Raw genomic sequence first — 23,971 nt, 5'->3', positions numbered from 1 at the left:
GAAGGTTTACTCCAGTCTAAGATACCATGTTTTCTCAACCAAACCAAAACAGTACTCCTACCTTGGATACCATACTTCTTCTGAGCTTGTTTGTAAGTTAATTCGCCTTTTTCTACTTGGGAAACTACAGCTAATTTAAAGCCTAAGTTGTAATCTCGTTGAGTTCGCTTTTTCTTGGGTACAGTGTTATTCATAAAATAAGTCTAAATTGTGTAAACTTATTTCAGGACGGGACACAATAAAAAAAGAAGTCTAACAGCAATGTTGGACTTTTTTTATTCAACTCATTTTATTATTCAAACCACAACTCTTCCGTATCACATTCATTTTAAACTAATTTCATTTAAATTATTATTTTAGCCCTGCTATAAAAAGAATGTTATGAAAATTAAAACCATTGTAATTCTAAGAGGAATTACACATAAAAACAAATCACAAATTGCGATTCAATTTCCGTACGATGCTAAAATCATCAATTTAATAAAAACCATAAAAGGTGCTACTTGGAGCAGGAGTTTAAAAACCTGGTATTTATTACAATCTAAAAATAACTTAAATACACTTATTAAACTATTACGAGAAAATAATATTTCCGTAAGAAATTTGATTCAACCTCTTCATCAATCTAAAAAAACAGATAAAACAATTCCTGAAACTTTCGAAAGAACATTAAAAAGAAAAAGATACAGTAAGAACACCATAAAAGTTTACACCTCTTTTTTGCAACAGTTCATTAATTTTCTTGATCCTAAAACTATTGAAGAAGCATCAGACAATGATGTTCGTAATTTTCAAGATTATTTAATCAATAAAAGAAAAGTAGCTATTAGTACTCAGAATCAAGCTATAAATGCTATTAAGTTTTATTTTGAACAGATTTTACAAAAAGATCGAAAAACATATTATATAGAACGGCCTAAAAAACCAAAACAATTACCTAAAATATTAAGTGAAAATCAAATTTTTAACATACTTAAGCATTCTGATAATTTAAAACATAAGTTTATTTTAGCCTTACTATATTCTTCTGGATTACGAATAAGTGAATTATTGAGTTTAAGAAAAGAAGATGTTTTATATGACAAAAATCTTATATTTGTTAGATCTGGAAAAGGAAACAAAGATAGAACTACAATTTTCGCAGAACATATGAAAAAATTGCATAAACTATATATAAATGAATATAAACCAAATTATTGGTTAATAGAAGGGCTTAACAGAAAACAATATAGCAGCAGCAGTGTTGCTAAAATTTTAAAAAGAGCTGCTTTGAAGGCAGGAATTTCACAAAATGTCACTCCGCATATGTTACGTCATTCATTCGCTACACATATGTTAGAACAAGGTATAGACTTAAGGTATATTCAAAACATTTTAGGTCATGGAAGCAGCAAGACAACTGAAATTTACACGAGAGTTACCAGCAAGTCTCTTGCAAAAATAAAAAGTCCATTAGATACTTTTTTAGACAATAAAACAATATAAATCAAATAATTAAACAACAACAAGATAAATGCAGATATACTGCATTTAAGTATATACAAACGTTATATGCAAGCCGGATTATTTATCATAATGGCGACTTAAACAGAAAATCCTCAATTTATTTAGTCAGGCTTAGTTTAGATAAACCTCAACATAAAAGAATCATCTTTAAATAAACGCTATTAAAAATATATAGTCCTTATTTTTCACTTAATAAAGAGCCAGCAAATAACGGTGTGTATATTTAGTTGCGGAATACTAAATGATTTATAAGAGCCTTCCTATTTTTAAACTTATAGCTTTTTATTAAATTTACAGAAAAATCGCAAAAAAACATACACATAAAACGTTATATGCAAGCCGGATTATTTATCATAATGACGACTTAAACAAAAAATCCTCAATTTATTTAGTCAGGCTTAGTTTAGATAAACCTCAACATAAAAGAATCATCTTTAAATAAACGCTATTAAAAACATATAGTCCTTATTTTTCAACTAATAAAGAGCCAGCAAATAACGGTGTGTATATTTAGTTGCGGAATACTAAATGATTTATAAGAGCCTTCTTATTTTTAAACTTATAGCTTTTTATTAAATTTACAGAAAAATCGCAAAAAAACATACACATAAAACGTTACAAAACATAGTTCGGAAGATTCTCAAAACGAAAAAATGAAAAGGCTTAATATTTTAATATTGTTAACTATTGTAGGTCTAATTGGAATTTACCAATTCTTTCCATTTTTTGAAACATATTCAATCGGACTAATAAACTCAATCTATTTTTTTTGTTTATGTATTATATATTTTTCTTTACTAATTTATGAGATATACTTAAACAACCAAGAAATGAAATATGAGAAAAAGGAATTTGACAAATCATCAATTTGGATAACTCTTATTTTAGTTTTTACGTTAACTATATTCAATAATGTTGACTTATTTGAATCTAAAACCATCTTAAAAGCTGAAGGAAAATTTAATTATACGTTGAATTTAAAAAAGAACGGAAATTTTAAATTGAAACAACGATCGAATTATGAATCTTATTATTATAAAGGAAAATATATTATGAGAAATGACACTTTGAAATTATTAAATAACAATGAATTGTCAACTCGTTTTTTAATTGACACAATTTACATTAGAAAAGGTGACAGTTTAATACCTGAAAATCATACAACCAAATTAAAAATATTGAAATAACTGAGCGCGTCACTACATTTTGTAACAACGTGTATAATTAATTGCTGCTGAATTTCCTCAGCGGAAATTCAATCTTATTAATTATCTTTCCGCAACATCGGAAAAGAACCCGCGTCCTTTTCCTGCAAAAAATCATACACAAATACGTTATATGCAAGCCGGATTATTTATCATAATGGCGACTTAAACAGAAAATCCTCAATTTATTTAGTCAGGCTTAGTTTAGATAAACCTCAACATAAAAGAATCATCTTTAAATAAACGCTATTAAAAATATATAGTCCTTATTTTTCACTTAATAAAGAGCCAGCAAATAACGGTGTGTATATTTAGTTGCGGAATACTAAATGATTTATAAGAGCCTTCCTATTTTTAAACTTATAGCTTTTTATTAAATTTACAGAAAAATCGCAAAAAAACATACACATAAAACGTTACCACACATTTAACCCAAAACTATGAATAAGACACCTTTCTTTGTTATTGGAATAATTACCTTAATACTGATTTCTTGTAAATCGGAACCAATAAAATATTCTGAAATAGAAAATTCGACTGAATTCAAAAAAGGCGAATGGATTAGCAATAAAGACTCTTTAAGCGGAATTAGTATTAGAAAAGGAATACTTGCTTTCTTTGAGAATATGAAATTTCCTGGAGATAGTATTTATGATTATAAAGTTGTGGATTCTATAAAGCTAACTGGATATCGAAAAGAAAAAATCGGAACTTATATAAAGAAAATGAATTTATGGGACACTATTTATGTGGAAGTAACTGAATTTACGGATTCAACTCTGACTCTGAAAATGAATAACGGAATGGAAACCTATAATTTGAAATAAAAACGTGTGGTAACAAGGTGTATAATTCATTGCTTGCAGATTTATCCTTCGGACAAATCTCGCAAAATCAAAAGTTCACCACTTTTAATTAACTTTACAGCAAAAAATCGCAAATAATAATACACAAAACGTTATATGCAAGCCGGATTATTTATCATAATGACGACTTAAACAAAAAATCCTCAATTTATTTAGTCAGGCTTAGTTTAGATAAACCTCAACATAAAAGAATCATCTTTAAATAAACGCTATTAAAAACATATAGTCCTTATTTTTCAACTAATAAAGAGCCAGCAAATAACGGTGTGTATATTTAGTTGCGGAATACTAAATGATTTATAAGAGCCTTCTTATTTTTAAACTTATAGCTTTTTATTAAATTTACAGAAAAATCGCAAAAAAACATACACATAAAACGTTACCTACAATATGAAAAAATTAATTCCGATAGAAGAAAGAGAATCTGAATTACTAAGCTTTGGAGCACCTAAATCTTTTATTGAAAATATTGGAAAAATACCTGAATTAAAGTTTCGTGTTGAAAAAGTTGATGGAGCTTATTTCTACTTTCCAACAATCTCAAATTACCAAATATTGAGTGGACTGAATATCATTCCGATTTTCGATGAAGGAGAAACTTTTCGAGTATTTGGATATAATGAATCAGTTAAAAAAATCTTTCATTTCGAATTGGAAAATGACCAAATCTATACTGAATATGGAACAAATTGGAATTTACTTTTGTTTGATATTATGTTTCAGTATTTCGAGGATGACATAGATGAAAAACTAAATCTGGAAACATTCAAGAAAGTTGGAGATAAAATAGGATTTGATAAATCTGAGTCTTTATATGAACTAATAGATATTCCTTTAGAGGAATACAATGAAAAATATGAAGAACTTGAAAAATGGAAAAAAGAAATTGCAGAAAAATTAAAAATACTGTAGGTAACAATGTATAACCGCAATTACGGCGGATTCGACTACGTCCGAATCCACTCGGAATCGCTAAGGCTAGTGCAAAACCGAAAATATTCGCTAACTTAACCCTTAACTGACGGTTATACGAGACCGTTAGTGGCAATTTCAAAATAAACAATGGTAAACATTAAAACCATAACAAATTATGAACTAAACGAGAGACTTGAAATACACGAAAAAATTGGTGGTGCATTGAGAATTTCCGTTTTCGAAATTAATAAGAATTATAAGGGACAAGAGCCAGGTGAATATCTTGCGCATATGATAACAGCTCGTCAAACTCTTGAAAAACAAAATTTTGAATGGAATTTCAACTTCAATAAAGTCTCAGCTAAAAATCAAAGAAAAAATATCCCTTACGCACAGACTGATTTTGACAAACTTGACTCAAGCGGTCAAAAAATTGATTTATGCCACTTTTTAGGTCCTTACTATGATTTAAAGGAAAAAAAAACAATAATTAGAGGTCAATTAGGAAATGATACTTTAAATTCTTATTTCTACTATGATCAAGATGAAATAGTAAAGAATAAAGTAGATATGAATAAACTTAGCATTAACTATCGAGATTTATATCCTGAAAATAAAGGCTGTTTTATCAATGCACTAATGGAACCTCCATATAATTTGCATTTAGGAAAAGAAATTCTTAGGCGCGGGAAATATCTATTAGATTTTTTAGACTATTTTTTTTCTGATATTAATGAAATTACAATTTATGCTTGGGATACGAATTGTTCAGTTATCTTTGATGCTGGAAAAGAATGGTGGGGAAGTTACTTTTGGACAGTATATAATCCGACAAAGAATTGGTATATCGGAATAATTGCATCTGAAACTGATTAAAACAACCACTAACAAAGTGTATAATTAATTGCTTACGGATTTATCCTGCGGACAAATCTCGCAAAACCAAAAGTTCATCACTTTTAATTAACTTTACAATTAAAAAATCGCAAATAACAATACACAAAACGTTATATGCAATTAGTCTAAAAATGAAAAAATTTAAAATTTTAACAATAGGAATTACGATATTAATTCTCCTTCACAACTTCGGTTTTTTTCCAATTCATTTTAAATATTATAAAATGACTCAACAAAATTCAGGTTCATTCTGTGAAATACAAAATGGAATATTAGCAGGAGAAGATAAAGTATCATATAAATTCTTGCTAAAAAATGGAAATATAATAACTCAAGGAACTGGAAATAGAATTATCGAATTAAGAGAAAAAAAAGAGTTAACCATCGGAATAGGTAGCTTTATCCCTTTATATAAAACTTGTAATCCATCAACTCAATTTGAATGTTTTGAAGCTAAAAACAATAAATATCTAGGTTTAATTGGAATAGAAAATAGATTTACTGTTAAAGGCTTTCTTAGTAATCCTGACTTCTCTAGTTATATTTATGAAACATATATACAACAAATATATTCTGAGTTAAAAAAGAAAGAAAAATATATTGATTATATTCTTTATGAAGATGGGGTGTTTACATCGAGTTTTTGGGATCCACATCAATTAATCACATTATATCTAAATGAAATAGATTCAATAGCTCCTAAACGTAAGGTTGGACTTAAAAGAAGCCTAAAATATTCCAGAGATTCTATTCCTTTTTCGACTTATTTAGGCGCTCCAAATCATTATCACCATGAAATTTTAATTTCAGACAGAGAAAAAAACGAAGTTATAATTCAACGTTTTTTAAACAATGGAAAACTTGCTCTAGAAGTTAAATTCAAGGGAAAAGACTCTTTATTTCAACCTAATGATAAAAACTACAGAAGCTTTTTTTCATTAGATCCAATAGAGTATAATAAGCCTAATAAAAAAGAAACTATTGTAAAAAAAGCATATAACAAAACCTAAAAAACATTGCTTATGTATTCTCCCTTTTTGAAAAATACTCGTAAAAGTCGAAGTTTAGGTGTTTTTAATAAATTAACAACAAAAACAACGCAACTACTCATAGCCGAGACCGTTGGTAATAATTAAATACACGCTTGAAAAAATATTTATCATCATTTTATAATATCGACGAAGAAATTCTAGAAGAATACATTTCACATTGGTCGGAATATTCAGTTCGAAGAAAACCAATAATTACTGAATGTGATAGAACTGAACAATATCTCTATTTTGTGAAAGATGGAATTCAAAAGTCATACTACTTAAATGAAGGAAAACAGCACGTTATGTTTTTTGCTTATGCACTATCATTTAGCGGTATAGTAGAATCTTTTCTTACACAAACACCTTCCAAATACTATCTTGAAACAATTACGGAAAGCACATTTTTACGAATACCTTATACTAAACATTCTCAATTAATAGAAAGTCATAGAGAACTTGAAACCTTATTTAGAATAATCACAGAACGATTTTTAATAGGTATTATAGAAAGATATCATCAATTAATGGCTTTCAATACCGAAACTCGTTTTAAAAAATTTGTAAAAAGAAGTCCTCATTTGATAAATATGGTTTCGCAGAAAGATATTGCCTCATATTTACGAATAGACCCTACAAACTTCAGTAAATTAATCAATACAATCACAATTTAGAAAATCTTGGTTTTTACCAAGAATAGAATCTTTAATCTGTTGCAACTTTGTCTCATCAAAATAAAAAAATGATGAAATTATTTAAACAAGCATTTATTATTGGATTGACCCTATTCTCAATCTATAGCAATGCACAACAAATTAAAAGTACGACAATGACAAACCAAGAAATTGTAACCAAGTTTTTAGGTGGGTTTAATAACCCTGAACAGATTCAAGAATCTCTATGGCAGATGATTATAAATTTAAAAATCCAATGATGGAACTGAATTCTAAAGCATAATTTATTGTATTAGCCAAACAAATTGGCGCTGTAATTACAGAAATAGAGATTATTAATATTGCCGAAAACAGAAATTGGATAGCTGTTTTCTATAACTTTAAATCATCAGTAAAAGGTCTAGAGTCAAACACAGCAACTGAGTGGTTTAGAATTGAAAATAAACTAATAAAAGAATCTAATTTGATATATGATGCTTCTGAATGGAGAAAGTTTTATGCGCAAATGAAAGAATAAAATTATTACCAACAATGTGTATAATTCATTGCTAGTTAGAGCCTATTTACGAAAGTCCTCGCGGACTTTCTATCTGTGATTTATTTGCTAACTTTACAATTAAAAAATCGCAAATAACAATACACAAACCGTTGTGCATATTAAAAACAAACTATGAGAATAACAATTTTAGCTCTAATATTAATTTCAAATATTGGGTTTTCACAAAATAATCTGACTGAATTAAAGTTTGACACAAAGTATTTTAATGCAGTTGATAAATGGGTTGCTTTTCCTAAAAAAGATACAGATTCCACCTATGCTTATGGATTTATTTATTTAGACAATCAAGCAGGTTTCACCTTTAATTACGAAACTAAATTTCAAATAAAAGAGCAAGAATTAATAAACATCAAACGAGATTCGACTGTTGGATTTATGAAATATCGACTTGAACCAAATACAAGTTTGGTGTCTGTTTTGACCGAAAGCCAAGTTTCTGCTTTGAACTTACCTAAAGAACCTGAATGGTTATCTATTTATAAAGAAGGTTCCGACCGAGTAGATTATTTAAAACAAGAAGGCTATCACTATAACCACGTTGGTGCTTGTGAATTAGCTCTAAAACCTTTGTTAACTGCCTATGAAATTGAACCTCATTTTGACGGGCTTGAATTTGAATTAGCTTTTGCTTATAATCATTTAGGACAGTTCGAAAAAGCTATTCCCGTTCTGGAAAAAGCAATTAAGAATAACTCTAAAAATTATTACTTTTTCAGAGAGTTAGGCTATTCTTATTTAGGTTTAAACAAAGTACAAGATGCCGAAAAAATATATCGAAAAGGAATTAAAAAATCGGACAACGACTTTGAAAAAAGTGAAATGTCAGTTAATATGGCTCAAGCTTATTTCAGACTCAAGAATAAAAAGAAATTTGATGAATGGGCTGAATTAACAAGAAAGTACTCAACTAAAGATAAAAGATATTTGCAATATATCGACCAATTTGAACAGAACTGGAATAAAAAATAACCATGTACAACAATGGCTATAAATAATTACTCGAGCTATAAAAAAAGAGATTATGAACAGAAAACTATTTTTTCTAATCTTATTAATTCCAAATATTTTTTATTGTCAAGTTACTTTCACAGTTTCAAATCCTGATAGCCTTTACTCAAAAGTAACAAGTATATTAAAAGAAAAAAACGTATTTCCTTCAAAAACTCAAACTTCTGAGATTCATATTACCGATTTAATTGATAAGAATAATATCCCTGAAAACAATATAACTTCAGGAATATATGATATATACTATCATTATCACTGGAATTCTTATTTACTTTTCAAAAATCAAAATAATTTCGTCCTGTATATAAATCCTCTTCAGAATACTAAGTCTATACTTGGACGAGTTCTTGATATTAAAAAAACAAAAAAAGATTCTAAGAAATATTTAAAACGTATTTACAAATATTTATCTTACACAATAACAAGAAAGTATCATCCTCCAATTAGTTTTATTCCATTTACCAATAAAAAAGAATTAAAAAAAATCAAAACCAATAGAAAGAATAAAGAGAATAGTGAACAAAAAAAATTAAAAAAAGAATATAAATATTATCTAAAACTAGTAAGAAAAGGTTAATTTAATGATATTTATGTTCAGTTCAAAAACAAACTGAAAGCAACTACGCCCAACAAAATGTATAGTTAATTGCTTGCAGATTTATCCTTCGGACAAATCTCACAAAACCAAAAGTTCATCTCTTTTAATTAACTTTACAACTAAAAAGCGCAAATAACAATACACAAAACGTAAACAATTATGAAAAAGAGAAGTCTAATTTATTTTTTGTGTTTCATTTCTTCAACTTTATTTTCTCAAAATATTAAAAGTTTAAAATTTGAAAGAAATTATACAGATATAGTTTTAACTCAAAATTCAATATTAAATTATGAAATATTAAAAAACACTAATTCTAAAAAAATCATTGATTCTTTAAAAATAATAGACAGAAAAAATCTGAAAACTAAAATTGTCGGAATTTGGAAACTAATAAAAATTAAATGTTCAGATTGTACTATTAGTAAAAAAGAAGTTGAGATTCCCAAAAAATATATCAATATTTCGGACTCAATTATTGAATTTTATAAAAACAACGTTTCAAAAAAGAATTTAGAACTATCTGAAAAAATTAGATTTACGGAATATTTTAGTAGTTTTTTCGACCTAACCAACATTGTCTTAGAAGATAAATCTATTTGGAATTTACAAACTGATAAATCAAAGAATTATTTAATGTTATACAAGTCTGGATATGAAACTAAAAATGGAAGAACAACTATGATTAGCGGAATTATCACCGAATATTATAAACGAATAAAATAACTGTTTACAACAACGTGTATAATTAATTGCTTGCGAATTTATCCTTCTGACAAATCTCACAAAACGTTGGTATTAATATGAAAAAATTACTCATTTATTTAATAACTCTTACTTCAATATCAATTATTGGACAGAGTAATCAATATGTTAAAGCGGATAATGGTTTAATAGTTAGAGAAAAACCAAATAAAAATGCTAAACGAATTGGAAAACTAGAATATGGCTCTAAAGTCTATATTTTTGAACAAACAGAAAACAAACTTGAAGTAATTGACGAAGGAAAAACAATAAAAGGAAATTGGGTTCGAATAAAGGAAGTTAATGGAAATATATCTGGATTTGTTTTTAATGGTTATTTAACACCTGAAAGTATAAGTGATAATCTAAAAATAAGATTTGAAGATTTTACATTATCAATGAGATTAAATATTTGGGATAATGAACATAATTTAAGTAAAATACAGAAAGACAGTGTAAAAATATTTGTTGACCTTGGAGATAGTCCTGAGGGAAAGAAAGTTATAATATCAGAATCTAAGTATGATAAAATTGAAATTAAGCAAAGATTTGAAAATTCAATATCTATAACAGATGAAGGTGCGCATTGTGATTTAATAAACTGGAAACACTATTACTCAAATTGGGAAAGTATTGAGATAAAGAACAAATACTTTACTACCAAAAAATATACTAAAAAAGACACTCAGAAATTCAATGAAGTAGATCTTGATGAACTGAAAAGCTATGTTAATGAAAATTGTGCTGAAAAATTTTCAAACAACATTAAAAACATAGTGAAATATAATCAATATCCAAGTACGGTTTTAACAAGTAGAATATTCTTAAAAATTAAATTAGAAAACACTACAACTGGAGAGAAAAAGGAAAAAATAATTTCGTTTGAAATACCAATGGGATGTTAAGTACTAATGTCAATGTAAACTATAATTCATACGAATTCTAGTGTTTAATCCAGAGTTTAGTGTATTTTTATAATGTCGTTAAATCATCTTGATATGACTTTTGAATAAGAAAAAATTAAAGCAAAAAAATGCTCCGTTGTAGTACATCTAGAATAAGGCGCTAAGAAAATTATAACAGATGAGAACTTATCCAAAAAATACTGAAGAACTAGAAAAAAAACACAATTTTAGCTTTCCTTTAGATAATAAAAAATTAGAACTTATTCATAGTAACATTATTTTACGTAATGACATCGCATACTTATTTTTTAAATCCAGAATCTTAAATTCACTACAAACACAAAATCTATTTAAAAACGAATTATCTAGTGAGTCATTTTTGAACAAAAAATTTAACCAAACAGATAGACTTAAAATTTATAAAGCAATAAAAAAGCAACTTCCTCTAGAAGTTGGTGATAGAAAGAAATTGAGTTTGTATTCCTTATTCAATTTAAATGAAAAGCCCAAAATAGACACAAGAATATCAACTATTAATGACTTAATTTTTGATTTAATCAAAAAAAACAGATTAATTATCAAGAGAGAATTTGAAACATTTTTTAAACATGAGCTTGATAACTTAAAATATTAAAACATATTTTACAATAATATAAGACTTCCTAATGAGACCAATTTTAATATTAGCATTCATCATCATAGCCTTTTGGTCAGCATTAACAACTTTTAAAGCAATTTATCTGATTTTGACAAAAGAATTCAAAGGAAATAAGATGACTTGGGTTTTGATTTCAATGATTGGAATTATCGGTCCAATAATATGGATTACAAAAGGGAAAAAACTTCTTTCTAAATGAAACGAATTCAAACAATTTTTAAGTGGATAACTTTACTCTTCTTCGGAATTGCAATCTCTGCAATGACGTTTGGGCAAGCAGTACCAATTGAGTTCGCTGATTGGCGTCATATGCATCTATTCAATGATATAACTCTACAAGGACTCCCAATTGCAGTTCTGATGACTCTTATTTGGACTTTAAAGAAAGACAGACCTCAAAAGACAAACATTGCAATCGGAATTGTAACACCAATTATAGCAATTGGAATATTTTTCTTAACATTATTACTCATGTTCTCATACGGTTTTGGAGCATGGGTTGACGAACAAATAATTTATGAGAACAAAGCAAACCCGAATGTAACAATTAAAAAGCAATTATGGTACATCGGTGCATTTGGCTACGGTGGGCAGAGAACAGTTAAGCTAACGCCAATTCTAGAAATTTGGAATTGGGTTGAAGAAATAGACACAACTGAAATTGAAAAAGATAATTGGATCTTAGTAGAACGAGAAGAAAATATTAAGTTCCATAAGAGCATAATAAAACGAACGTGTAACAAATGACAAATGTATAATTAATTGCTTGTGGATTTATCCTTCTGACTAAATTTCGCAACACCAAAAGTTCATCATTTTTAATTAACTTTACAAACAAAAAGCGCTAATAACAATACACAAAACGTTGGTGAATCAAAAAAACTAATAGTGAAATATACTGAACATTGTGATTTATGTGAATATTCCAAAAGAGATTATAAAAGCGGATTAAGTTGCGGTCTGACTAATAAAAAGCCTAATTTCAAAATTGTCTGTTCGAATATCAAATTCAGTAAATACTTTAAAGAATCACAACAAGAATTATTGAATGAAATTAGAGAAATAAAAAAACAAAAAACACAAGTATATATCGAATTTACTCTATTTGGACTAATAGGATTTATAATAATTATGGTTAATTTCCATCATTTTATAAATAATTCTAAAATACAATTTAGTTTTAATTATTCATATTGGAATTATTTTGCCAGAAAAATATTGATTTTTAGTACAGGATTTATTCTAATATTAAGAGCATTACTTAGTATTAAAAGATATAGAAATAAATTGAAAAAAGCAGAATCTAAAAAAAAGGAATAGATACTGTTCTTAAAAATTATAAAATAGATACCAAAACAATAATCAATTGAAAAAAACGACACCACAACAAAGTGTATAATTAATTGCTGACGAACTTATTCCTTCGGACAAATCTCGCAATACCAAAAGTTCATCTCTTTTAATTAACTTTACAATCAAAATTGCAAATAACAATACACAAAACGTTGGCAATAAATATATTAGGATTAATAATTATATCATCTACTAAGTTTTATAAACATATAAAGTATCATCATGGGGAAAACATTTGTCGGAATTAAAAATAAAGGGTTTTGGTTACGAGATAGCATTTTAGAACTCTGGTTAAGATTCGCTGCTCTCCACATCGAAAATTCCTTCGATATGACTTCTGATTTATGTAAAATAAGAAATAATTGGCTAGTTGTATCTTCTGGTGGATTTACCGGTTGGGTTCCTCATCATATTGAAGAAATAACTTCAACAGAAAATGGAAAGAAAATTATAATTGATACTATTAATTCTTTTTTATTTGTATTAAAAAAAGCACCCGAAAAACTTGATAAAAACACTCTTAATTTAATGGGGTTTGGTGAGTGGCAATTTGATGTCGAAACATTTAGATTAATTGAAGTTAGTCAAGCCATCTTAGATTTGATAAATGAAAAAATAACGAATGGACCTGAAGACACCACTTTTATGCCTGGGTGTCGTTAAAAAGAATCATACTTTAATAACTTAATAAAAAAAGTTGACTTGTAATTAAAAATGAAATTAATTAGTTTTTATGAAAATTTAAGAAAAATTGATTTTAATGAAGGACGAAACACTCAAACACTAGAAGATTACCTTTTAGCTTGTCTAACCTTGTTGGACTTATACAAAGAAGAAAAACCTTCATATGAATTATTTTTATTAATATACGATCAAGCTAGAAATGGATTAAAAGTTGATTTTAACTTATTCTGGGAAGATTATTATAAACCACCAATAGAAAAAAATATAAAACCAAAATTTTACAATTTATCATACTGGAAAAATATTTTATCAAAAATTCGAAATCTTAATTTTGAAATTATTAATAAGAAGGAACTCAATAATGAATACGTTATAAAATTAACAGATTGGGAAAGTCTTAGAAACCAATTATGTTATCTTGCTGTTGATCTAATTAACACAAAAAATATTAGAGGTAAAAATAGTCCAAAGAATGAAGAAAACGAATGGGGTGAATGGTTTACTGAAGCAGGAGAAAAATTTTATAACGGAAATACACCTGAAAATATTTTAACATACGCTACAAGACGATATATTGAAGACATTTCTTTAAAATATTATGAGAAAGATAAAATTACGTGGAAGTGTTTTTCTGATCCTATTTGGATAGGAATCAAATATGAATAACTACAGCTAACAAAACCAAAAAAACATTGCTTACTGATTTTCCTCTTGTGAAAATCAATCATAAAACCAAAACTTAGATATATTTATAAAACAACAATAAAAACAAACGCTACATTTCTTAGCTAAAACGTTAGCTATAAACTTAAAAAATGAATAAAACATTTTCTATATTAATGATGTCTTCATGGATTTTGGGATTGATATTAATTATTATTTCAAATCCAAGTTTGATTATATCTAAAATAAAAACCTCAGAAATAATTTGTGACAAACCCCATTATGGTTTCAAACATATTAGAAAAGCTATTTCTTTAACCTCAGATAAAAAAATTATTGAAAGATTAAATAGAAAAATACTAATAAGGAAAATAGGTTTTTCATTTTTAATACTTACTCCAATTTTCTTTATCCTCGGTGGAATATTTGGACAACGATAAGAATTGATGAAAAAGTTTGAAGAAATTATTCTAAAAAAATATAAATAAAACGTTGTACAACATTTAAACATACTAAATGAAATTAATCCAATATATATTATTAATTCCTGTTTTATTAGTTGTATTTGGCTTTATTTATTGGCTAATTGCTTCAATATTATCTTCATTTACTGGTTGGAATTATTTTTGGGTTATTCCTTTTCTTGCTTTTTGGGGAGGACTTCTTGGGATTTCTTTGAAAAATCGCAAATAACAATACATAAAACGTTGTACAACATTTGAAAACGAGATAATGAAAGTAAAGAATTGAAAAAGTGATTCAAGTGAATACAAACTATTCGCATGACGAATTAATAAATGAAATTAAAACGCATTTTACATAAAACGTAATGTACAATTAAGAAGGAACTCGACATTACACATCTAATATACAACTCATTAAATTCAATTTAAAAAAAATGACAAAAGGAGAAAGATTCAAAGGATGTATAATTGGCGGTGCAATTGGAGACGCTTGGGGAAGTGGTTTTGAAAATCAATTTGAAGAAGAAGACGATACTTTTTATTTATTCGGAAATCCAAATGTGAAATTACCAAAATGGGGAATTACAGATGACACTCAACTAACTTTGGCTACAATTGAATCTATTATTGAAAATCAAAAAATAAATCCAGAGAAAATAGCAAGTAAATTCGTTAAATATTACGAACAAAGAAAACTAAAAGGAATTGGTTCAAGTACTCTGAAATCTTTAAAAGAACTCAGTTTTGGTGGACATTGGGGTCAAGTCGGACGTAGAGGTGAATATGCCGCTGGAAATGTCGCTGCTATGAGAATAGCTCCAATCGCCTTTAAGGAAGAAGTTACTAATTCAGAAATTAGAGATATTTGTATAATCACTCATAATAACGATGAAGCTTACATTGGAGCTAGAAGTGTAATAATAGCAATAAGAGAGATTTTAAATGGTAATTGGAATGGTGAAACAAATTTGATTGAATTAATAATAGATCAAATTCCAGACACAAGAGTTAGAGATCGATTAATTAAAATTAAAGACATCAAAAACCTTAAAGAAATCGGAAAAATTGGTAATGATGGATATGTCGTGAATTCTGTTCCATTAGCAATAGCTGCTGCTAACAAAGTTAGAGAAATTGGAATTGAAGAAATGTATTTACAATTAATCGAAATTGGTGGAGATACAGACACAAATTCTTCAATTGCTGGACAAATAGCAGGTGCATTAATTGGAGAAAATGAAATTCCTAAAAAATTGATAAAAAAGTTAAAAGAGTTACACGAATATAACTGGATAAAAACTACGATACATAACTTAATAGAAAAAGAAAACTGGGAGTAACAAAAAATATTAATACTGAAGTAATTGGCTAACTTTCCCTTAAAAGACGGTTACACTAAACATTCTACACAATTTAAAAAATGAAAATAATAGGAAATTTAATAGTTCTGATTCTACTTGTTTCTTGTTCAAAAGAAGAAATTACTTTAAAACAATACGCGAACTATACTGTGAAATTTGCCAAACAAAAAGTCAATTATCCTGATAAAGACTTTTCAATACTAATTCCTAAAAGTTGGAAATGGAAAGTTGAAGATTATGAAAATGAAAACATTATTCTAGGAATTGACGCAGGTTCTAAACCTGACAAAAATGGATTTACCGATATAATCTCTATTCAAAAAATTAAAAGTTTTGGAGAAAATAAAGACTTAAAATCTGAATTTGAACATTATGTAAACCTAGTAAAAAACAATTCTCAAAGTCAGAAAATAATCGAATCTGGCTTAACAGATATTCTGAATCAAAAATCATATTTCTTACACACTAAATCGAATACAAACACATATGGTGAAACGGAAATAATAAGTTTTATTATGGATAGCGGGACTGAAGGCGTTTTCTACAATCTAACAGCTTCAGCATCAAATACAGAAAATTTAAAAAAGAATATGTCGATTATGATTCAATCATTAAAGACATTCAGAATAACGAATAATTAAAAATTGCTACTAATCGCATACATCGACATAATCCACTCTTCAAAAAAGTCTTTTTAAAATCAGAAACAATATAAAATATGTCTAACACATCTATTAAATTAGTCATAGAAATACTAAAAAAACAAAACTACTCTCCTTCTCCAATCAATGAGAATTATAGTGAAATACAATGGATAGATGAAAGCGAGGATAGATGTTTTATTGAAGAAGATTTTATCGATCATTTTGCAGATAATATTGCTTGGTTTCAATCAAGTGATAATGACAGACATATTCTTAAAATTTATAATAAAAATACAGAATTCAGCTGGATACCGATAACTCATAATCCAATTTATGGTTGTATCCCTATTTTGGTTAAATGGTATGGAGATACATTATTATTCATCTACAAAGAAAAACATGATATATACATTTGCTCGATACACAATGAATCAGTAAATCATATCAATTACTATGGAGATGAGCTTATGATTAATAAAAACCTACTTGCATATACTGAATACAAAGACATTGTAAGCTTAATAAAAATTCCAGAACTAATTCCACTAGAAAACATTTCTAAAGAAAAAGCTAAAGAAATGGATTTAGTTCCTGTAGATATTCGTGAATTAGATCATAGCGTTCTAAAAACAAAATAAACGTTCAATACTGTGTATAATTAATTGCTTACGGATTTATACCCCAAAGAAATCTCATAATACGTAAAAGTTCAATACTTTTAATTAACTTCACAATAAAAACAGCAAAAAAGATATGAAAACGAATATTTTACAAAAAGCATCAAGACAAATAATTAAGTTTTCATTCGATACTTCCGTTAAAACCATTGAATATTTTAGTAATATGGAAAAATACCATAAACAAGTTGCTGAATTAAGAACTCTTGAAGACGGAACTTTAGGAAAGGAAATTGCAAATTGTCTTGATCATTACAACCTTACTCTAGTACCTAAATACGAAAATCATGATTTAAAACATATTTTGCTTGATTATAAAATGACAGCAGAAGACGAAATTAGAATGCAAGCTTTTATGGTTGGAAATGGAAATTATTCAATTCCTTCATTTACAATTTTAATTTTTGGAATTATTTTACTTCCAGACTTATGGAGAACATTATACTCTGACTTCAGAAAAGGAAAAAATACTATTGAAATTTCTGAATGGACTATTGAAAAATACGCTACTCGAAATCTAACTGAATTAAGAAATGAATTATTAGAATCACGAGTTCAAAAAGAAACAAAATTTAATATGAGACAAATCACTAAATTCGGTGCGTTCACATCGATAATTTTCGGAATTTTGGGAATGCTGTTTTGTTTTCCTTTTTTATTCTCATCAAATATTGCAGATTTAATTGGAGCTGGATTCCCTTTTGTTAGCGGAACTATTTTAGTTGTTGGTGGACTTTTAACATTATCTAATTTATCTCGACCAAATAATCAGCAAATGACAAAACGTATAATTAATTGCGAATGAACTTTAAATTTGAACATAATGACTATAAATCAAAAGAGTGTGAAATAGAGATATACTCTAATGAAGAGGGTATTGTTGTAAAGTTTTTCAACAAAGAAACCGAACCAAAAGAGGACAAAATAATTGACTATGTTTATGTAGACACTGGCTATGGTTATCTATCATTGAAAAGAAAAGGAGAAGATGCCATCCTAAGCGGACTACTAAAAAAAGACTTTTTCTCAAATAGTTCAATAATTCATCAAGCTATTGACTTAGTTTCAAAATTATTACCAAATCTAGAAGATGCTTATATCCCATACAATATTGAAAGAATTCAGATATATGATTCCGATAACTGGACTGGAGAAACATCTGAAGAAATAAAAGAAAATGAATAAAAAACTTATTACACAAAACCTTTCTAATTAAAACGCAAAAGAAAATGAAAAATACACTTAAAACATCTTGTACTATAATCTTAATTTTATTAATTAATGCTTGTGGAAAAGTAGAAAAAAAAGAACAAGAGCCAATTCAAGAGAAAACAGTAATAATTGAAAAACAATTTGGAAAGTGGGATACAAAAAATGATAATCTTAGCGTAGAACTGAATACTAAAAAGTTTAATAACTGGAATAGTTTAGCTGAACGTGCCAGAAAAATAATTGGTAATGACAGCGTTCCAAAAATAACGTTAAGAACAAATAATGAAATTAGAGTCATTTATTTTCATAATCCTTTTCGGGAGGATGGTTCACTTAAAATAGTAAAATCAAAAAACGTTATTGAAATTCATAATGATACAATTTTTAAACATGAATTAGGAACTTTTCCTTTAGATAGTTTAAAAAGCATTTTAAAAAAGGATATTAACAATAATGGAGCAAATCCTATGTTGAGTGAAAATTCTAAAAAACTAGTGATTTCTATATCTTATGACAAGAAAAGTGATTTTATTAAACTACTTAAAAATTTAAATGAATTAACCGAACAATATTATAAAATAACAAACAATACAGATATCAAAATTTGGTTGACCGATAAAGAGTTTTTGAAACCACCAACATTCAACAAATAAGTTGAAATTAAATATAAAACGTACAACAGAACAACCTCAACTGTAACAAAACAATCTTCTATTAATCTTTGAAATAAAGATAAACCAAAAATGAAAAAAACTCTTATAGTAATTTTTGTATTACTCATCATTTCTTGTAAAGAAAAAAACATATCAAAAATCAGCTCTGCAGAAAAAAAAGAACAAGTAAAAGATTCACTTACAACTGAGTTAAATAAAATTTACAAAAAAGGTTTTATGAATGGCTTTTCTATGGCAATTGTAGATAAAAATGGAACCTTATACAATAAAGGCTTTGGTTATGCAGATATAAAAACTAAAAAACCATATACAGAACATACGATTCAAAATGTTGCATCTATTTCAAAAATAGTGGTAGGATTAGCATTATTAAAAGCTCAAGAAATGGGGTTTTTAGAACTTGATGATCCAATAAATAACCATTTACCTTTCAATGTTTCAAATCCAAATTATCCCGAAATCCCAATAACAATCCGTCAATTAGTTTCCCACACATCTTCTATTAATGACACCGATTTTTACTGGAGTAAATGCTATGTTTTAATTGATAGTTTACCTGATGAAGACAAGAAAATCATGGCTGTTCCAGATAATTTTAATCCAAAAGAAAATTGGTTGCCATTATCTGAGTTTTTAGAAAAACTTCTATCAAAAAATGGTGAATGGTATAACAAAGAAATTTTTACGGATAAAGAGCCAAACTCAACAAATCAATACAGCAATATCGGCTCTGCTTTATGTGCTTTAATTATTGAATCAGCATCAAAAACACCTTTCAATGAATTTTCAAAACAACATATTTTTAACAAATTAGGAATGAATTCTTCAGGTTGGTTCTTTAATGAAATAAACAGGAATAATTTCACCAAATTGTATAGCGAGAAAAAAGAGATACCACATTACATCGGTTTAACTTATCCTGATGGTCACTTAATAACCTCGACTAATGATTTAGCATTATTGTTATCTGAAATTATCAAAGGTTTTGATGGAAAAGGAGAACTTTTGACTAAAAACGGTTACAAAGAGTTTTATAAATCACAATTAACAAAAGAACAAGTTGAGAAAGGTGATGAAGATAATTTAGGGATATTTATTGAAAAACTTAACTCAAACAATGTATATGGTCATAGTGGACAAGATCCTGGTGTTTTTACTTTAATGTTTTTTGATCCGAACAAAAAAATTGGTAGAATTTTGATTAAAAATACCGAAAGTGAAAAAGATGAAGCCCACAAAGCATTCTGGAGTGTTTGGAACAAAATGGAAGAATTTCAAGATAAATTACGATAAGAACCTTTTGCTAACGTTAACTATAAACTAAAAAAAATTAATTGAAATTAACGAATCGAAACATTAAATTAATGATTTTAATAGGGATAACAGTTTTTGTGATATTTTTTCTCAACTATAAAATTGAAACTGATATTTCCTATCATTCTGGAAAAGATAACGGATATTTTAAGAGGTTCGAATCTGTAATCATACTAAGTGTTATATTCTATGTTGTAATTAGTAAGCAGAAACGGATTTTATATGGATGTATTGGCTTTCTAGTTTCAATAATTTCATCTTTTATAGGTATGATAATATCTAATTCACTTCCTAAACCTATGAATGTAGATTCTATTATACACTTAGTTGTATTTGCTATTGCTTACTTATCCTTATTTGGGATTGAAAGACTGATTGATAAAACAACAACTAAAAAAACATATAATTAATTACTTACAAATTTATTCTAAAGCTAAATATAGCAGCCTAAGAAGTTCAAACCATTTTAGTTAATTTTACAACTAAAAATTGCGAATAACAATAAACAAAGTATCACACTCCAAAAACCTTGAATAAACTTTATGATTAACAGAAAAATACTAGTTATAACATCTATTCTAATTTTTAATAATTTAGTTTCTCAAAATAAAAGAATAAGAGATTACGGTATTGAAATCGGTGTTTTAAAACCTGGACGATTAAATTCTATCACAGATGTTAAAGGAGTTAAAGTTGGACATACAACACTAATAGAAGGAGATAGTATTAGAACTGGGGTTACAGCTATACTTCCACATTCCGGAAATATATTTCAATTAAAAGTTCCCGCTGCAATTTATTTAGGAAATGGTTTTGGTAAGTTAGCTGGATATAGCCAAGTGAAGGAATTAGGAAATATTGAAACACCAATAATTTTAACAAATACGCTAAGTGTTCCTGAAGCTTCAAATGCTTTAATAACTTACACCTTACAACAGAAAGGTAATGAAAATATACATTCAGTTAATTCGGTTGTTGGAGAAACAAATGATGGATGGCTTAATGATATCAGAGGTAGACATATTAAGGAGAAACATGTTTTAAATGCAATTAACAATGCAAAAAGCGGAGTAATAAAAGAAGGAAATGTTGGAGCTGGAACCGGAACAGTTTGTTTTCAGTACAAAGGAGGAATTGGAACATCTTCTCGTATTATACCAGAAAAATTTGGTTCTTATACAGTTGGTGTGTTAGTGCAAACTAATTATGGAGGAGTTCTTCAAATAAACGGAGTTCCTATTGCTAAAGAATTAGATAATTATCCTAGAAATTATAAATATGATGTTGATGGTTCTTGTATGATAGTAGTCATGACAGACGCTCCTCTTAGTAATAGAAACTTAGAAAGACTAGCCAAAAGAGCAATGATGGGATTAGCAAGAACAGGAGGAATAGCATCTAATAGTAGTGGTGATTATGTTATAGCTGTGTCTACCGCCAAAGATAATTTTATACCACACTATAAAAAATCTCCATTAATTGAAACTAAAGAATTAGAAAACGGTGCAATGACTCCTTTATTTTTGGCTGTAATAGAAGCTACAGAAGAAGCCATTATAAATTCTTTATTTGCTGCTAAAACAATGATTGGTAGAAATAACAATAAGAGAAAATCAATTCCTATTGATGAAGTTATTAAAATAATGAAAAAATACAATCGAATACATCCAACAAATGAATAAAAAATATTAGCAAATTGTAATGAAAGAAAAGTTAGATTTTAAAGATTTAGGATTCAAGTTAGCCGTAATAAATGAGTTAATGTATGTAAGAGAGGTTTTGAAACCTAAGATTGATGTATATAAATTCATTGAAAAACAAAGAAATTTAAGTGAATCCGAAGCATTTGAAGTTATAGAAAAAGAGGGTTATGAAATTATTCCTGAAATGGTGAATTACTTCAAAAATTTAGAAATAACTTCAGATATGGTTCAGGATATAGAAGAATTATACACTGACGGAGGAGATGACATATACCTACAAATAATTCCTTTTTGGAGCGGAGAAAGTAATGTTTTCAATATAAAATCAGCTAAAGATATCGACTTATTACCAGCCTTAAGAAAAGTTACCATTTTTTATGATGAAGACACCTCTATATTAACAGAATTTGAAAACAAAGGAATAACTGCAAATTGGTTATAAGAAGTATCATCAGTAAAATACTTTTTTTACAGAATTATCCTTCGGATAAATTTCGTATCTCAAAAAAATTGATAATACATAAAACGTTTTATAAAACTTATGAAAGCACTATTGATAAATTTATTACTCTTCTTAACATTCAACTCTTTTGCTCAAAGAAAGGAACTTAAAAGTTTCATGTTTAACGATGCCAAAATTGAATACACAAGAATTGATTACTCAAAATATGGTACATCACAATTCTTTGTTACGATGTACAATAACAGTCCAAAAAATAATTTAATTGATAAAAACGCTATTAATTGCTTAAAAAGAGAGAAAAATTTATATCATACCCTATATTTCTTTTTGAAAATACCTAGCGGTTTTAAAAATGAACATCAAAAAACAAAGTTATTTTCTAAGTTCATCACTCACTTAGATAAAGAAGAAAAGGTAGAAAAGTTTAATTTATATCTAAATTTTGACGTTAATTATTCCATTCCTCATCAATTAAAAAGGTATAATGTAAAAAGAATTATAACTGAAATTAGTCCAAAAAACATCTGTAAAACACTATAACTTTAATCTATCTAAAAAATGACTGATTTAGAAGGCGCTATTTTAATAACAAAATCTTTCTTACAAAAGAATAAAGCCTATCAAGATTACATAATAGATTTAGATAATATCTTAGAAAAGGATACTCTTTGGTACGTCCCTTTTAAAGAATCAAATCCCACTTCCAATAGTATTTTAGCTGGTGCTTATAATGGAATAATAGTAGATAAAAACTCAACCGATTATTTACAACCTGGAAGTGGACTGAGTTTAGAAAAATGGATCTATGGTTTTAAAATTGGACTTAGAGGAGAAAGATACGATTTATGTATAGAAAAGGTCAACGACTACAGAGCTACACTAGAAATGTTAGATAAACTTGAGCTAACATATGTAAAAATAGAAATTGAAGGAAAAACAGAATGGAAAATTCCAAAGAATTTTAAGAGACGAGAAATAAAAAGAAGATTAGACAAACTCCCTTGTATATTTAAAAATCAAGACTTCACCTTTTCTATTGATAAATTTAAACAAATAAGAAACGAACGAATTTTTGAATATAAACTTTTAAGAACAGAAAATACTGACTCAAAAATACTAGGTGAATTAATTTCAAATTGATAATAAAGGCTTCTATAGTTTAAATAATTTTTGTAAAAAACAGGCTATAGATATAT

Annotated in this window: 30 protein-coding genes and 1 pseudogene; 30 read left to right on the top strand and 1 reads right to left on the bottom strand. The window is 27.5% G+C overall.

Translation table 11 applies throughout. The annotated features are described in order from the left end of the window. A pseudogene (locus Q1A46_RS09400) lies at positions 1-194 on the bottom strand (helix-turn-helix domain-containing protein); the annotation flags it as partial. A 187-nt stretch (positions 195-381) separates the two neighbouring features. On the opposite strand from Q1A46_RS09400, the gene xerA reads away from it, so the two are divergent. The 30 genes from xerA to Q1A46_RS09250 all read left to right on the top strand — a co-directional run bounded on the left by xerA (position 382) and on the right by Q1A46_RS09250 (position 23,915). Next, entirely contained in the window at positions 382-1,485 is a 1,104-nt protein-coding gene (gene xerA / locus Q1A46_RS09395) for a site-specific tyrosine recombinase/integron integrase (RefSeq protein WP_299677153.1), read from the top strand. 851 nt (positions 1,486-2,336) lie between these two features. Then, positions 2,337-2,693 (top strand): hypothetical protein, encoded by a 357-nt coding sequence (locus Q1A46_RS09390; protein ID WP_299677150.1) that lies wholly within the window; start codon positions 2,337-2,339, stop codon positions 2,691-2,693. A gap of 458 nt (positions 2,694-3,151) precedes the next feature. After that, positions 3,152-3,538: a hypothetical protein gene (locus Q1A46_RS09385; RefSeq protein WP_299677147.1), complete on the top strand. Its 387-nt coding sequence runs from the start codon at positions 3,152-3,154 to the stop codon at positions 3,536-3,538. A 429-nt stretch (positions 3,539-3,967) separates the two neighbouring features. Next, positions 3,968-4,489: a hypothetical protein gene (locus tag Q1A46_RS09380; protein ID WP_299677144.1), complete on the top strand. Its 522-nt coding sequence runs from the start codon at positions 3,968-3,970 to the stop codon at positions 4,487-4,489. 150 nt (positions 4,490-4,639) lie between these two features. Continuing rightward, the gene (locus tag Q1A46_RS09375; RefSeq protein ID WP_299677139.1) at positions 4,640-5,368 is read left to right on the top strand and encodes a hypothetical protein; all 729 of its coding nucleotides are present in this window, start codon (positions 4,640-4,642) and stop codon (positions 5,366-5,368) included. A 152-nt stretch (positions 5,369-5,520) separates the two neighbouring features. Beyond that, on the top strand, positions 5,521-6,399 hold the full coding sequence (locus Q1A46_RS09370) for a hypothetical protein (RefSeq protein WP_299677136.1): 879 nt from the start codon (positions 5,521-5,523) through the stop codon (positions 6,397-6,399). Positions 6,400-6,533: 134 nt separating this feature from the next. Continuing rightward, a complete protein-coding gene (locus Q1A46_RS09365; RefSeq protein WP_299677133.1) occupies positions 6,534-7,094 on the top strand; it encodes a Crp/Fnr family transcriptional regulator in 561 nt (186 codons plus the stop codon). Positions 7,095-7,764: 670 nt separating this feature from the next. After that, entirely contained in the window at positions 7,765-8,622 is an 858-nt protein-coding gene (locus Q1A46_RS09360) for a tetratricopeptide repeat protein (protein WP_299677130.1), read from the top strand. Between the two features lie 52 nt (positions 8,623-8,674). After that, positions 8,675-9,238, top strand: coding sequence for a hypothetical protein (locus Q1A46_RS09355; RefSeq protein ID WP_299677127.1), 564 nt, complete (start codon positions 8,675-8,677; stop codon positions 9,236-9,238). 180 nt (positions 9,239-9,418) lie between these two features. Beyond that, the gene (locus Q1A46_RS09350) at positions 9,419-9,982 is read left to right on the top strand and encodes a hypothetical protein (protein ID WP_299677124.1); all 564 of its coding nucleotides are present in this window, start codon (positions 9,419-9,421) and stop codon (positions 9,980-9,982) included. Between the two features lie 77 nt (positions 9,983-10,059). Further along, positions 10,060-10,905, top strand: coding sequence for an SH3 domain-containing protein (locus Q1A46_RS09345; RefSeq protein ID WP_299677121.1), 846 nt, complete (start codon positions 10,060-10,062; stop codon positions 10,903-10,905). Between the two features lie 178 nt (positions 10,906-11,083). Further along, complete coding sequence (locus tag Q1A46_RS09340) at positions 11,084-11,539, top strand: hypothetical protein (protein ID WP_299677118.1); 456 nt, start codon at positions 11,084-11,086, stop codon at positions 11,537-11,539. A gap of 219 nt (positions 11,540-11,758) precedes the next feature. Continuing rightward, a complete protein-coding gene (locus Q1A46_RS09335; protein WP_299677115.1) occupies positions 11,759-12,310 on the top strand; it encodes a hypothetical protein in 552 nt (183 codons plus the stop codon). 141 nt (positions 12,311-12,451) lie between these two features. Next, positions 12,452-12,883 carry a hypothetical protein gene (locus Q1A46_RS09330; RefSeq protein WP_299677112.1) on the top strand — a complete coding sequence of 144 codons (432 nt, stop codon included), beginning with the start codon at positions 12,452-12,454 and terminating at the stop codon, positions 12,881-12,883. Between the two features lie 255 nt (positions 12,884-13,138). Beyond that, positions 13,139-13,579 carry a hypothetical protein gene (locus Q1A46_RS09325; RefSeq protein WP_299677109.1) on the top strand — a complete coding sequence of 147 codons (441 nt, stop codon included), beginning with the start codon at positions 13,139-13,141 and terminating at the stop codon, positions 13,577-13,579. A 51-nt stretch (positions 13,580-13,630) separates the two neighbouring features. Next, a complete protein-coding gene (locus tag Q1A46_RS09320) occupies positions 13,631-14,266 on the top strand; it encodes a hypothetical protein (RefSeq protein ID WP_299677106.1) in 636 nt (211 codons plus the stop codon). Positions 14,267-14,415: 149 nt separating this feature from the next. Beyond that, complete coding sequence (locus tag Q1A46_RS09315) at positions 14,416-14,703, top strand: hypothetical protein (protein WP_299677103.1); 288 nt, start codon at positions 14,416-14,418, stop codon at positions 14,701-14,703. 76 nt (positions 14,704-14,779) lie between these two features. After that, positions 14,780-14,956 carry a hypothetical protein gene (locus Q1A46_RS09310; RefSeq protein ID WP_299677100.1) on the top strand — a complete coding sequence of 59 codons (177 nt, stop codon included), beginning with the start codon at positions 14,780-14,782 and terminating at the stop codon, positions 14,954-14,956. A 205-nt stretch (positions 14,957-15,161) separates the two neighbouring features. Then, positions 15,162-16,067 carry an ADP-ribosylglycohydrolase family protein gene (locus Q1A46_RS09305; protein WP_299677097.1) on the top strand — a complete coding sequence of 302 codons (906 nt, stop codon included), beginning with the start codon at positions 15,162-15,164 and terminating at the stop codon, positions 16,065-16,067. A gap of 80 nt (positions 16,068-16,147) precedes the next feature. After that, a complete protein-coding gene (locus tag Q1A46_RS09300) occupies positions 16,148-16,729 on the top strand; it encodes a PsbP-related protein (RefSeq protein WP_299677094.1) in 582 nt (193 codons plus the stop codon). Positions 16,730-16,806: 77 nt separating this feature from the next. After that, the gene (locus tag Q1A46_RS09295; RefSeq protein ID WP_299677091.1) at positions 16,807-17,370 is read left to right on the top strand and encodes a hypothetical protein; all 564 of its coding nucleotides are present in this window, start codon (positions 16,807-16,809) and stop codon (positions 17,368-17,370) included. Positions 17,371-17,485: 115 nt separating this feature from the next. Continuing rightward, positions 17,486-18,214, top strand: coding sequence for a hypothetical protein (locus Q1A46_RS09290; RefSeq protein ID WP_299677088.1), 729 nt, complete (start codon positions 17,486-17,488; stop codon positions 18,212-18,214). Next, on the top strand, positions 18,205-18,594 hold the full coding sequence (locus Q1A46_RS09285; protein WP_299677085.1) for a hypothetical protein: 390 nt from the start codon (positions 18,205-18,207) through the stop codon (positions 18,592-18,594). Before Q1A46_RS09290 ends, Q1A46_RS09285 begins: the two co-directional genes overlap by 10 nt. Before the next feature lie 44 nt (positions 18,595-18,638). Further along, positions 18,639-19,274 (top strand): hypothetical protein, encoded by a 636-nt coding sequence (locus Q1A46_RS09280; RefSeq protein WP_299677082.1) that lies wholly within the window; start codon positions 18,639-18,641, stop codon positions 19,272-19,274. Positions 19,275-19,364: 90 nt separating this feature from the next. Beyond that, positions 19,365-20,588 (top strand): serine hydrolase, encoded by a 1,224-nt coding sequence (locus Q1A46_RS09275; RefSeq protein ID WP_299677079.1) that lies wholly within the window; start codon positions 19,365-19,367, stop codon positions 20,586-20,588. A gap of 71 nt (positions 20,589-20,659) precedes the next feature. Beyond that, positions 20,660-21,019: a hypothetical protein gene (locus Q1A46_RS09270; RefSeq protein WP_299677077.1), complete on the top strand. Its 360-nt coding sequence runs from the start codon at positions 20,660-20,662 to the stop codon at positions 21,017-21,019. Positions 21,020-21,151: 132 nt separating this feature from the next. After that, the gene (locus tag Q1A46_RS09265) at positions 21,152-22,291 is read left to right on the top strand and encodes a P1 family peptidase (protein ID WP_299677074.1); all 1,140 of its coding nucleotides are present in this window, start codon (positions 21,152-21,154) and stop codon (positions 22,289-22,291) included. A 19-nt stretch (positions 22,292-22,310) separates the two neighbouring features. Continuing rightward, positions 22,311-22,754, top strand: coding sequence for a hypothetical protein (locus Q1A46_RS09260; RefSeq protein ID WP_299677071.1), 444 nt, complete (start codon positions 22,311-22,313; stop codon positions 22,752-22,754). 99 nt (positions 22,755-22,853) lie between these two features. Further along, a complete protein-coding gene (locus Q1A46_RS09255) occupies positions 22,854-23,315 on the top strand; it encodes a hypothetical protein (protein WP_299677069.1) in 462 nt (153 codons plus the stop codon). An 18-nt stretch (positions 23,316-23,333) separates the two neighbouring features. Continuing rightward, the gene (locus tag Q1A46_RS09250; RefSeq protein ID WP_299677067.1) at positions 23,334-23,915 is read left to right on the top strand and encodes a hypothetical protein; all 582 of its coding nucleotides are present in this window, start codon (positions 23,334-23,336) and stop codon (positions 23,913-23,915) included. Positions 23,916-23,971 lie beyond the last annotated feature (56 nt).

Source organism: uncultured Tenacibaculum sp., assembly GCF_947502995.1.
Classification (GTDB): Bacteria; Bacteroidota; Bacteroidia; order Flavobacteriales; family Flavobacteriaceae; genus Polaribacter.
This window is presented reverse-complemented; position numbering and strand designations above follow the sequence as displayed.